The sequence below is a fragment of the Variovorax sp. GW821-FHT09D07 genome (assembly GCF_059416345.1).
Map to the genome: position 1 here is coordinate 916019 of NZ_JBWKOY010000001.1, position 11063 is coordinate 927081.

At 70.0% G+C, this 11063-nt stretch carries 11 protein-coding genes; 1 reads left to right on the plus strand and 10 read right to left on the minus strand.

Translation table 11 applies throughout. The features are described from left to right. Positions 1-33 precede the first annotated feature (33 nt). A complete protein-coding gene (locus tag AC07OX_RS04215; RefSeq protein WP_495259971.1) occupies positions 34-717 on the plus strand; it encodes a class I SAM-dependent methyltransferase in 684 nt (227 codons plus the stop codon). Between the two features lie 9 nt (positions 718-726). On the opposite strand, the gene AC07OX_RS04220 is transcribed toward AC07OX_RS04215, so the two are convergent. The 10 genes from AC07OX_RS04220 to AC07OX_RS04265 form a co-directional block, all read right to left on the minus strand. Further along, a complete protein-coding gene (locus tag AC07OX_RS04220; RefSeq protein ID WP_495259972.1) occupies positions 727-1743 on the minus strand; it encodes a phosphotransferase enzyme family protein in 1017 nt (338 codons plus the stop codon). 68 nt (positions 1744-1811) lie between these two features. Beyond that, positions 1812-2096: a hypothetical protein gene (locus tag AC07OX_RS04225; protein ID WP_070061194.1), complete on the minus strand. Its 285-nt coding sequence runs from the start codon at positions 2094-2096 to the stop codon at positions 1812-1814. An 11-nt stretch (positions 2097-2107) separates the two neighbouring features. Beyond that, complete coding sequence (locus tag AC07OX_RS04230) at positions 2108-2656, minus strand: YbjN domain-containing protein (RefSeq protein ID WP_495259973.1); 549 nt, start codon at positions 2654-2656, stop codon at positions 2108-2110. Between the two features lie 37 nt (positions 2657-2693). Then, entirely contained in the window at positions 2694-3641 is a 948-nt protein-coding gene (locus AC07OX_RS04235) for a peptidylprolyl isomerase (protein ID WP_495259974.1), read from the minus strand. Then, complete coding sequence (locus AC07OX_RS04240; RefSeq protein ID WP_253252343.1) at positions 3638-4363, minus strand: hypothetical protein; 726 nt, start codon at positions 4361-4363, stop codon at positions 3638-3640. Before AC07OX_RS04240 ends, AC07OX_RS04235 begins: the two co-directional genes overlap by 4 nt. Positions 4364-4376: 13 nt before the next feature. Beyond that, positions 4377-6173 (minus strand): putative porin, encoded by a 1797-nt coding sequence (locus AC07OX_RS04245; protein ID WP_495259975.1) that lies wholly within the window; start codon positions 6171-6173, stop codon positions 4377-4379. Between the two features lie 59 nt (positions 6174-6232). Then, positions 6233-6976: an energy transducer TonB gene (locus AC07OX_RS04250; RefSeq protein WP_447745381.1), complete on the minus strand. Its 744-nt coding sequence runs from the start codon at positions 6974-6976 to the stop codon at positions 6233-6235. Positions 6977-6986: 10 nt separating this feature from the next. Continuing rightward, complete coding sequence (locus tag AC07OX_RS04255) at positions 6987-7400, minus strand: ExbD/TolR family protein (protein ID WP_062474100.1); 414 nt, start codon at positions 7398-7400, stop codon at positions 6987-6989. A gap of 12 nt (positions 7401-7412) precedes the next feature. Beyond that, entirely contained in the window at positions 7413-9221 is a 1809-nt protein-coding gene (locus AC07OX_RS04260) for a DUF2341 domain-containing protein (protein WP_495259976.1), read from the minus strand. Between the two features lie 81 nt (positions 9222-9302). Next, complete coding sequence (locus AC07OX_RS04265) at positions 9303-10955, minus strand: ShlB/FhaC/HecB family hemolysin secretion/activation protein (protein WP_495259977.1); 1653 nt, start codon at positions 10953-10955, stop codon at positions 9303-9305. Positions 10956-11063: the final 108 nt, after the last annotated feature.

The following is an 11063-nucleotide window of genomic DNA, read 5'->3' on the forward strand; positions in this document are numbered from 1 at the left end:
GCGAAGCACGCGACGCCCACATAGACTGTGGAAATGTCCCAGCCCACCGCCGCCTTCAGCACGTCGTCCACCACCAACAACTACGCCGAAAAGACCGCCCGCCTGGTGCCAGGCCTGCATGACCTGCAGACGATGGCAGCCCTGCTCGTCGCCGAGCGCGCGCCCGATGCGGCCAACGTGCTGGTCATCGGCGCCGGCGGTGGCATGGAGTTGAAGGTGCTCGCGCAGGCGCATCCCCGATGGCATTTCGTCGGTGTCGATCCGTCGCAGCCCATGCTCGACCTCGCCGCGGCAACGCTGGGTCCGCTCGCCGAGCGGGTCGCGCTGCACCACGGCTACACCGACACCGCACCCGAAGGTCCGTTCGATGCGGCGACCTGTCTGCTGACGATGCACTTCCTGACGCTCGATGAACGCAAGTCGACGCTGATGGAAATTCGTCGTCGCCTGAAGCCCGGTGCGCCGTTCGTCATGGCGCATCTCAGCTTTCCCCAGGCAGATGGGGAGCGAGAGCTGTGGCTCTCACGCTACGTCGCCTTCGCGGCGGCTTCCGGCGTCGATCCGGACAACGCGCGCAAGGCGGCCTCCGCGATCGGTTCCACGCTGACGCTGCTCAGCCCGGCGCAGGAAGAGGCATTGCTTGAAGAGACGGGTTTCATCAACGTCCGCCTGTTCTATGCAGGCATGGCCTTCAGGGGCTGGGTGGCGCAAGCCTGAGCCGAACCCTCACTCCGGCGTCTGCAACTCCGCCCACGCCGTCAACATCTTCACCTGCGTGCGCAGCCAGCTCGTCGGCATCGACTGCGTGCCCCACACCGCGATGCGGCCCGCGTGTTCGCCCATGAGCCAGAACTGCCGCACGGCCATGAAGGCGGCGATGGCGTCGACGTCCGCCGAAGGCAACGGACGCGCGCTGCGATAGCCCGCCAGGTAGCTGCGCCAACGCGCCAGCGACGTCGCGTCGAGTGATCCGCCCACGGTGCGCGGGTGCATCGCCCACAGGTACACGCACAGGTCGTAGGCCAGCCAGCCGGGGCCTGCATCGTCGAAGTCGAAGAACGAGGCGACGCGCACGCCGTCAAGTCCCTCCGTCACGAAGTTGTTCATGCCGTGGCAATCGCCATGCCCGTGAACGCGCGTCAGGGCCGGCATCGCGGTGATGCGGGCTTCGAGCGCGCGCGCGATGGCGCCGAACTCCGGGCGCAGCGCGTCGGTCATGGTGGGCGCGGCGTGCAGGCGCTCCAGCGACGCGTGCAGCAGGTCGGGCAGTTCCAGTGTGTAGCGGCTGGCGGGGCCGTGGTAGTCCTGCGCGGCGTCGTGCAACAGCGCCAGACCGCGGCCGGTGGCTTCGACGTCGGACAGCACGTCGCCGGGCACGTCGCCGTCGAGGTGCTCGAACAGGATCAGCGGACGCTCGCCCTCGGGCAAGTCCATCGCGACAGCATGTGCGCCATCGCGTGCCGCCAGCGCACCGGCCACCGGCACGCCCCTGGCCTTCAGATGCACGAGCAGCGCCGTTTCGTAGCCGATGTTGGGCGCGCCGCGCGGGCGGTCGGCGCTCAGGCGCGCGACGGCGTGGCGGCCGTCGGCAAACTGCAGGCCGTAGACATGGTTGAAGCTGCGCCGCAGCAGCTCGCACGACCGGACCTCGCCGAAGTCGTAGGCCTGCGCCACCTTCTCTGCGATGGCGGCGCCCGTGGGCGTGGTCTGTGCGATCTGGGCAGAGCGGGCGGGCGTCGTCACGGGTGCGGCCTTTCGGGAGCGTGGGGCGCGCGATTCTGCCCTACCCTGCGCCGCCTCACCGCCTTGCGTCAACGCTCCAGATCGCGATCGAGCGAAGCGCCCCCATCCCCCACCTGCCGCCAAGCCGGCGCCAGCGCCTTGCGCGCCGCATTGAGCTCGGCCATCGAGATGTGCAACTCCGCCATGGTCTGCACCAGCAGCTCGAGCAGCGCGGCGCGCTGGCGCAGCCGCACGGTTTCGGCGCGGCGCGCGCGTTGGGCCTGGCGCGCCGCGGCCTGGATGGCGCGGCCCGTGGGCGAGTCGTGCGAGGGATGGTGGTGGTCGTCCACGGACAGGCCGGATGCGGCGCGCATGGGCAGTGGCATCACGCGGCGGCGGGCACACCCTGGACGGCGGCGGTGGCTGCAGCGGCGTCGGCATTCGCCGCATCGCCGCGCGTCTCGGCGGCGGGGCCGTAGTTGCGCAGGTGCAGGAAGAACTCGCCCATCATCTGCATCCACAGCCGCACGGCAAAGGCCAGGTAGGCGGGGCTGACGCCGCCGGCCACGACCACGTCCATCTCGAGCACGACGAAGTCGCCGTGCTGCGCCACGCGCGCAAAGCGCTTGCTGCGGTGCCAGGCGGCGAGCACGGCCTCGGGCAGCGTGCCGCCCTGCACGCGCAGTGGGCAGCTCAGGGTGAAGTCGGTGTACTGGGTGGTGGTGACGGCGTTGCCCCACAGCACCTGGAAGCCGATGCCGTGGCTGGCGCTGTGCAGGCGCACCACGCCATCCTGTTCGATGGCGGTGACGGCGCCGCCGGCGGCCTTGATGGCGTCCGACACCTGGTCGGGCGTGACGGCGTCGAGCATGTCGAAAGGCACCGGCGTGGCGGCCTGGTCGTCGGTGTCCGGGGTCGTGGCGGTGGTGTTCATGGTGTGGTTCTTCTTTCAGGAAAGGGGGGAAACGGGTTCAGTTGGTTTTCTTGAGCGCGGCGTCGAGCGCGGCGCTGTCGATGCTCAGTTGCGCCGGCGGCGCCAGCTGGGCCATGTAGGCCTGCACCAGCTGCTGCTGCCGCTGCTGGCGCAGCGCGGCCTGCAGTTGCGGCTTCATTTCCTCGAGGGTGGCGGTGCGCGCGGGCTGGGTGTCGAGCAGCTTGACGATGTGAAAGCCGGCCTCGGCCTGCACCGGTTCGCTGACCTGGCCCTGCTTGAGCCTGGCCACGGTGTCGCGCAGCTCGGGCAGGATGCGCGCGAGTGGCAGCGTGTCGACCTCGCCGCCGCGTTCGGCGGTGCGGCGGTCCTGCGAGCTGGCGCGCGCCACGGCGGCAAAGTCGCCGGTGCGGGCCTGCTTGGCGAGGCGATTCGCTTCGTCGCGCACCTTGGCGATGGCGGCCGGGTCGCGCTCGGGCGTGGCCAGGTAGATCTGCGCCACGCGGTAGGCGGCCGGCAGGTTGAAGCCGGTCTTGCCCTGGTCGTAGGCAGTCTTCACCTCGGCGTCCGACGGAAAGCCCGCGGGCACCTGGCTCACGGATTCGAGGTAGCTGGTGGCGACGATGCGCGCGGTGATCTCGCGCGTGGCGGCGTCGATCTTGGCCTTCACGTCGGGCCGGTCGGCCCAGCCCTTGGCGCGGGCGTCGCGCAGCAGCGCTTCGCTCACGAGGCGCTGGCGCAGCCAGCCGTCGAGGCTCGCGCGGTCGGCCTTGACGGCGGCGCGTTCGGTCTCGGGCAGGGTCTGCAGCAGCTTCTCGATCTCGTCCTGGCCGATGGTCACTTCGCCGATGCGCGCGACCACGGCGGGGCCGGGCGCGGCGGGTTGCTGCGCGGCGGCGACGCCGACCGACGAGACGAGCAGCACGCCGGCTGCCGCGCGCAGGCGGCGGCCGAGCCCGGCTGCGGGGGTGGCTTGTGCGGGGTTCATTGGGGCTTTCCTTCCGTGGCGGATGCAGCAGCCGCAGGCGCCGGCGCGCTCACGGCGCGCACGTCGAAGCGGCTCTCGTAGAGCTTGTCACCGTACTGCTGCGCGATCTGTTCGTACTTGACGCGGCTTTGCGCCGCGAAGGGCTGGCGCGAGGCGAGCACGCTGCCCACGTCCATGGTTTCGTAGGCGCGCAGCACTTCCTGCCCGACGGCATACAGCTGCGTGTTCTTCGCCTCGCACTGCGTGAGCGCGGTGCGCTGCAGCGCGGCCTCGCCGGCCAGGCGCTGGCGCTCGGCCTCGGAGGCGCGCGCCATCTTCAGCAGCTCGTCGTAGGCGCCGCGGAACTGCGCGATCTGCGCACCCGCCTTCTCGCTGGCGGCCTGGGCCTGCTCGCGCAGCTGCGCGTTGCCGGCGCTGGCCTGGCCGCGTGCGTGGCGCTCGGACGCAAGCTGGGCCTGGCTGGCGGCCAGTTCCTTCTTCAGCGTTTCGAGCTCGGACGCGGGCGGCGGCGCGCCGGGTGCCGCGGGCGCCTTGCCCGCGGGCTGGCCGGCCTTGAGCGCGGCCAGCTCGTTCTGCGCCTGCTGCAGCTGGGTGGTGGTGGTGCGCAGCTGCGCGCGCAGCCGCTCCTCCATGCTCTGGCCCTGCGGCTGCTGGGCCTGCGCGACGCCGGCCGTGGCGGCCAGCGCGGCCAGGGCCAGCGCCGGGAAGATCGTTCGGGACACGGCGGACTCCTTCTTAGAAACGCGCATTGAATTCGAGCTGCAGGGTGTCGATCGACAGCGGCGGGCCGTAGACCTCCTTGGTCGAGATCCAGCGGCCGGTGAACCACATGTTCTTGTCGATCGCGTACGAGCCGCCCAGGAAGTAGCCGCGCGCGTTGGTGCCGCCGCCGTGGAAGCTCGAATCGTTGTAGCCGTCGGGCATGGCGTCGGGCTCGATGCGCTTGTAGCCCGCGAGCACGTTCCAGTCGCCGCGCGCGGCCGGTGCCGGCTTGCCGTAGGTGGCCTGCAGCATGTAGGCGTTGCCGCCGCTCTTGAAGTCGGACTTGCTGGTGCCGCCGGTGGGACCGAAGTTGTTGACGATGGCGCCGCGGATGCCCGCGCGGTTCCAGATGTCGTTGGCGTCGTAGGCGGTGTTGCGCACGAAGTTGGCGTCCAGGCGCAGGTTGTTGCCGGCCACCTGGGTGTCCCAGCGCAGGTTCAGGTCGATCAGGCGGAACTTCGAGGCCAGGCCCACGTACTGCGGCTGCGGCGTGCCGGCCGGGTTGAGCGGGTCGAGCGAGATGTCGCGCAGCAGCATGAGCGTGTTGCCCTTCTGCATGAAGGCCGGACGCGACCAGTCGGTGCTGCAGCCGTCGGCGCCCGCATACAGCGCACAAGGCTCGGAGACCTTGCCGCTGACGTTGCGGAAGTTGTAGTACGCCAGCGCGCCGCGCACGCGGTTGTCTTCGTTGATCTTCCAGTCGGCGCCCACCTGCGCGCCGAGCAGCCACTTGTTCTCGCTCTTCATCTTGCGCTGGCTGCGCGTGGGCGAACCGTCCGCCGAGTATTCGAGCGGGATGAGGCCCAGCGTGCCGAAGAGAGAGAGGTCGCGGTTCGCAGCCAGCTTCTTGTCGAACTGCGCGGCAATGCCGTCGAAGTTCAGGTCGCTGGAGTACAGCAGGTCGGTCGACATGAAGGGGTTGCCGAAGCGACCGCCGGTCACGGTGAGCCAGTCGGTCGGCTTGTGCGAGATCCACATCTGGTCGAGCCACACGCTCTTCTTGCCCAGGCCGCCGCCCAGCGTGGTGGTGGTCGAGACGGGGCTGTCATCGCTGCCCGAGGCCAGGCGCACGCCGGCCTTGGTGTTCTCCGACAGGTCGGCCAGCAGGCCCACGCGTGCGCGGGCGCGGAACAGGTTGCGGCGGTCCTGGCGCGTGTTCAGGATCGACGGCAGCGACAGGTTGGTGTTCGGGTTGACGTCGTAGCCGCTGCCCTGGTTGAGCGAGGGCCAGTTGATCTCGATGTCGCTGTTGTTGCCGGCGTAGCTGCGCGACTCGTTGCGCACGCGCACGTCGCCTTCGAAGCGGATGCGTTTGCTCCACTCGGGCGTCTCGTTGGGCGCGGCCCAGCCTTCGTCCTTGGCCTGGGCCATGACCTGCGCCTTGACCTCGTCGCGGATCTGGTCGCGCACGGTCTGCGAGATGTAGGGCACGCGCACGTCGCCGGCTTCGAGGCGCATGCCGCCCGCGACGGTGGCCGACGCGGCGGTGGCCGACACGGCCGCCTGGCGCTGTGCCTGCTGCGCGGCGATGGCTTCGGTCTGGGCCTGGGCCAGCAGCGCTTCGCCCACGTCCTTGGCGAGCGTGCCGCTTTGAATGAGGCCACGAATCAGCTTGACCATGGCGGATTCGCCCGCGGGCGCGGCGGCGGTCTGGGCCATGGCGGTGCCGGCCGACAGCACGAAGGCGGAGGCCACGGCCGCCGCGAGCGCGCACTGGCGCAGGGCCGGCATCGCGCCCCGGCGCGGGAGGGTGTTGTGCAGGGTGTTCATCGCTTCGTTCACTGGAGGAAAGGAGTCGGGCCGGGCGTCGGCCGTACAGGAATGGAAAGTCATGGCCGGCGGCCTTTCATCGACACGCGCATCGGAAAGCGCATCGAGGCCGGCGGACGTTCGTCGACGCGATCGAGCCCGCGCACCAGCGCCAGCACGGCCTCGTCGATGTCCTCGGTGCCGGTGCCGCGCACCAGCTGGGCGCGCGTGGTCTTGCCGTCGGCGCCGAGCCACAGGTCGATCTGGATGTCGTCGAACACCAGCTGGCGCGTGCGCGGATCGCGCGACAGCGCCTGCTGCAACATGCTCGACACGTAGCGCGCATACGAGCCGCTGCCCAGGCCGCCGCCGGCGCCGGTGCCGCTCATGCCGCCGCCGCTGCCGGCCTGGATGCCGAAGGCGTCGTTGCCGGCCTGGCCGGCGCTGTCCATGGTCACCGGGTCGCCCAGGTCTTTCGAGGGGCTGGGCGGCGCGTCGTCCTTCGGCGCTTCCAGCGGCTCGACCGGCTTGGGCTCGGGCTCGACCACTTCGGGCTTGATCTTTTCCGGCTCGGGCTCGGGCAGCTTCTCGGGTTCGGGCGGCGGTGGCGGGGGCGGCGGCAGCATCAGCGTGGGCGCGTCGGCCACCACGCGCTTCTGGCTCGCGGTGTCGGACAAGAGCCGCCACACGAGCAGCGCCAGCGCCACGACGATCGCCAGGCCGATGACCACCCCGCCCCAGCGGCGCCACAGCGCGGCCGTTCCACCCGTGCCACTCGTACGAGGCGCGGGCGAGGCAGAAGAAATCGGGTCGCGAGGGTTCACGCTCCGGTCCTCACTTCTGCTTGCCGGTCACGAGGCCGATCTGGTTCAGCTCGATGCGGCGCAGCAGGTCGAGCACGTCGACCACCTTCGCGTACTGCACGCTGGCATCGCCGCGCACGATCACGGGAAAGTCGGGCGACAGCGCCTTCTCGGTGCGCAGGCGCTCCTCGAGCTCGGGCAGCGTGACCGGGTAGGCGTCCAGGAACACGTTGCCCGCGTTGTCGATCGTGATGGCCTTGGTCTTGGGCTTCTCCAGCGCCACCGAGGCGCTGGCCTTGGGCAGGTCGACCTTGATGCCCGGGATGCTGGCGTTGCTGGTGAGGATGAAGATCACCAGCACCACCAGCAGCACGTCGACGAAGGGCGTGATGTTGATGCCGCCCGTGCGCTTGCGCACGGCGAACTTCGCGGCTGTGTTTGCCATGGTGCGCGGTCCTCAGGCGCGGCGCGCCTGCACGGCCACCGGCAGCGAGCGGCCCTCGCCCTGCTCTTCGGCCAGGCGCGTGACGAACTCGTCGACGAACACGGCCATGTCGGCGCCGATGGCGTCCGAGCGCGAGGCCAGCCAGTTGTAGCCAAAGAGCGCGGGGATCGCGACGCCCAGGCCGGCGGCGGTACACAGCAGCGCGGCGGCCATGCCGGGCGCCACCGAGTTGATGTCCACGGCGCCGGCCATGGCCGCCACCACGAACACCAGCATGATGCCGATCACGGTGCCAAAGAGGCCCACGTACGGCGCGCCTTCGATGGTGGTCGACAGCCAGTTCATGCGCTTGGACATGCGCTCGGTCTCGCGCACCATCACGCCGTCCATCGCGGCGCGGATGGCGCCGATGGTGGAGGCCGACACGGCGTTCAGGTCGTAGCCGCGGTCATGGCGGCGGCGCATCTCCTCGATGGCCACTTCGTACAGGCGCCACAGCGAGGAATCGGCACGCACCTCTTGCGGCACGGTGTTGTTGGTGGCCAGGCGGTCCAGCGGCGCACCGGCGGCCTCGCGGAAGTGCTCGATGAAGGTGGCGTTGGCGCGCGAGGTGGCGCCGAAGTTGCGGCCCTTGCCGATCATGATGGCCCACGACAGCGCCATCATCAGGCCCAGCAGGCCGACCACGATCCACGCGTCCAGCGGCATCGCGGCCAGGATGAAGCCGAAGTGGCTCTTGCCGGCCTGCTGCTCGTCGGGGCCGAACGCGGCCAGGCGCGATTCGGCGCCTTGCGACACGGCATCGGCCAGCAACAGCGCGTCAGGGCGTGCGACCTTCGACAGGCGCACTTCGTCGATCGCGCCGGTGAACGGCGCAAAGCCGGCCACGGGTGCAGCGCCCGGTGCAGCGGGTGCGGCAACCGGTGCATCCGCGCCGAGCGCGGCGGCGGTGTTCAGCGCGGGCAGCTTCGCGGCCAGCGACACGGCGGGACGGCCGCCCACATACAGCGCGACGCTGTCGCCCTCGGCCTTCACCGCCAGGTGCGACCACTGGCCGGCCTGCACCGGTTGGCCGGGCGTGCTGCGCTGGCCGTTCACCTGCACGAAGGGCACGCCCTGGTCGATGCCGACCACGAGCTCGCCGGCGCCGTCGCGGCGCGCATAGATCGCCTGGCGCGCGCCGAGCGAATCGGGCTTGATCCAGGCCGAGAAGGTCAGCGTGCCGCCGGCCGTCACGGCCAGCGAGGGCGTGGCGGGCAGCATCAGCGCACCGTTGCCGAGCTGCGCGCCCTTGCCGATGACCGTGCCTTCGACGGGCACCGCCGCGGTCTGGCCGTTGTTGCCGTAGGCGGTGGTGTCGCGCGGCGGCACCGCGCCTTCGGCGAAGTGGTAGACCAGCGTGTAGTCGGGGTCGAAGCTGCGCTGGCCGTTGCCCGAGGCCGGGGCCTTGGGGTTGCCGTAGTACATCCACAGCTTTTGCGGCGTGCCGGCCGAGACGTTGGGCACGTCGACCCAGATCAGCGCGATGCCCAGCAGCGGATCGAACTGTTCGATCTGGTGGTTGAGCACGGTCTTGTCGTCGCCCGCCACAAAGCGCAGGTCGGCGCCGGTCTCGCTCACGCCTTCGAACTTGAAGTTGCCCGTGTGCAGGCGCACCAGCACCGGCACGCGGCCGGCATCGCTGCCGATGGCGCCGGCCTGCGGGCCGCCGTCGATGGTGACGGGTTTGCGGTAGGCCCATTCGGCCTGCCACCAGGCATGGGCCAGGCCCGGCAGGAGCGTGCTCAGCAGCGTGAGCGCGATGAAAAGAAGTCGTCGCATGACAGGGTTCTCCGGAAAGCTCGTGGAATGAGAAAAAAAATCGAAAAGAGGAATGGCTGTTGCCGTCGGTCGTTCGTTCGGTCAGTAGCTCGCGGTGATGCTGAAATTCACCTGCGTGTCGTGCTTCTTGGTGCGCGGCCCGTCGACCAGCGGATAGCCGATGTCGACGCGGCCCGAGAAATACGTGCCCACCTTGAAGGTCGTGCCCACGCCCACCGAATACAGCGAGAAGCGGTCGGCCTGCTCGGGCAGCGGGCTCTTCAGGCGCAGCCGCGCGGCGTCGGCGAAGGCGTACACGCGCCAGTTCTCGACGGTGCTGCCCAGGAAGGCGAGCGGCTTGCTGCGCAGCTCGACCGAGCCGACCACGCCGTAGTCGCCGGTGGCCTCGGCCGAGAGGTAGCCGCGCACCGAGTTCATGCCGCCCGCGGCGATCTGCTCGCTCGAGACGAGCGGCGAATCGGTCATCTGCGCGTTGACGCGGAAGGCCACCTGCGTGCCGCCCTCGAAGCTGTGCGCGCCGTTGAGGTCGGTCTTCAGCACCATGAAGCTGGGCGAGGCCTTGTAGCGCTTGTAGTCGAAGGCCGCCCAGTCGCTGCCGTACTTGAACGAGCTGCTGGTGCCCGCCACCAGCGACACGCCCACGCCGTACTGGCTCTTGTCGGTCTGGCGGAAGCCCGAGTACGACAGCGTGATCGGCGCGTACTTGAGCGGCACGGTGTCGCCGCTGCCCTTGAGCGTCAGCGCTTCCTTGTTGTTCTTGAAGTCGACGCCCACGCTGAAGGCATGCCACCAGTTGCCGGTGTTGGGCACGGTGTAGGTGGCCTTCAGGCCGATCGAGTGGCCCTTGCCCAGCACGGTGGTGCCGCCCACGGTGGCCACGTTGCTGTCGGACACGAAGGCGTTGGCTTCGAGGCTCCAGTTCGTGCCCTTGAGCGGCGCGTTGTACGAGGCCGAGAACACCTGCGTCTGGTTCAGGTCCTGCGGCGCGCCGAAGAAGCTGATGGAGGCGCTGTGGCCCATCTGCCAGAGGTTGTCGTGGCCCAGCGAGGCGCTGGCGCGCAGCTTGCGCGTGTCGGCGCTGTAGTCGTTGTTCAGGCCGACGCTGGCACGCCACGGGCTCTGGTCCTCGACCTTCAGGTCGACGTCCATCGTGCCCGGCATCGCACCCGGTCGCACCAGCGGCATCACCTGGCGCTTGGGGCTGCGGTTGAGCGCGGTAAGTTCGGCCTGGGCCTTGTTGAAGTCGGGCACGCCGCCCTCCTTCAGCGCCGGCACCTGGTCGCGCACGTCGAGCGGCGAGTTGTACTCGGCGCCCACCACGCGCACGCGGCCCACGCGGGTCTCGTTGACCTGCAGGAACACCACGCCCTGCGTGACCTGTTGCTCGGGCAGGTCGACGTACACCGACTGGTAGCCCGCCGCCTGGTAGGCCGCGAGCAGCGCGTCGCGCGCGCCCTCCACGTCCTTGAGCGTGCGCTCGGGGCCGAGAAAGGGCGTGACCGCCTTCTCGATGGCGCGGGCGTCGAGCACGGTGTTGCCGCGCACGATGTATTCGGCGATGTCGACCTTGCGGGTCGGTTCGGTGGCCGCGGGCGCGGCCGGTGGGGTGGCCGAGGTCGCGGCCGGCGTGGAGACAGCGGCAGGTGCTTGTGCGAACGCTGCCACCGGGGCACCGATCGCCATCACCGCCAGCCACACCGCTCTCCAGCAGGTCGGTGGGGCGTTCTTCTTCATGTCATGCATTTACAGCTCGGTTCTCAAGGATGAAGCTCGCGTGGCAGCGGCTCATGGTGGAGAGCCTTCATGTCGCTGCTGCGTACCGATACCTAGACGCACGGCGTG